General features: G+C 43.1%; 1 protein-coding gene. It reads left to right on the top strand.

The window, feature by feature from the left end; genetic code table 11:
- Positions 1-814, top strand: an 814-nt coding sequence (locus tag MM817_RS16370; protein WP_241717112.1) for an IS3 family transposase, incomplete at its 5' end; no start/stop codon positions are given.
- Positions 815-856 lie beyond the last annotated feature (42 nt).

Raw genomic sequence — 856 nt, 5'->3', positions numbered from 1 at the left:
AGGAATCAGTCATAGCAGCTATTATTTCTGTACCAAAAAACGACCTGAGGGACGTTTGAAACAAGAAAACAGGCAACTAAGACAGGAAATCACGAGAATAGATCACGAGCAAGATGGTGTGTATGGTGCTCCGAAAATTAGAGAGGAGCTTGCAAAGTTAGCATTGCCGTTTAAGGTGAGTGAAAAACGAGTGCAGCGCATCATGAAAAACTTGGGCCTTCGATCCGTCGTCATTAAAAAATATCGACCTTATAAAAAGGATGCGGTATATAACGGGGGTGAAAATTTACTCAAGCGGGATTTTTCAACCACGAAAAGGAATGAAAAGTGGGTTAGTGACATCACGTATCTTCACACGGTTGAGGATGGTTGGACCTACCTAGCATCGATTATGGATTTAGCCACTAACAAAATCATCGGATGGAGTTACAGTAAAACCATGGATAAGAGCTGTGTACTATCCGCTCTGCATCAAGCAGTCACGACACAGCGACCAAAAAAAGGCGTAATCCTCCACTCAGATCGAGGGAGTCAGTACACAAGTCATCAGTACCGCGAGAAACTGGTCAAGCTTGGCATTCGTCAATCATTTTCTACTAAGGGTTGCCCATACGACAATGCGCCTATCGAAAGCTTTCATGCCATCTTGAAAAAGGAGTTAGTCTACAGAACCGTATTTAAATCTTATGAAGATGCAAAACCGCAGTTATTTCAATACATTGAAGGGCGCTACAATCGCAACCGAATTCACTCAGCGCTTGGCTATAAAACACCCCAGCAGATGGAGGATCTATTGTCTGCGTCAGTTGCGTAAAATAGTTCTTCGATTTGTGTCCAGTAACTTGACAGAGGTCCA

Origin of the sequence: Sulfoacidibacillus ferrooxidans, from assembly GCF_022606465.1 — a bacterium.
Taxonomy (GTDB): Bacteria; Bacillota; Bacilli; order Alicyclobacillales; family SLC66; genus Sulfoacidibacillus; species Sulfoacidibacillus ferrooxidans.
Note: the sequence above shows the minus strand (reverse complement) of the source record. Positions and strands in the feature narration are given on the sequence as shown.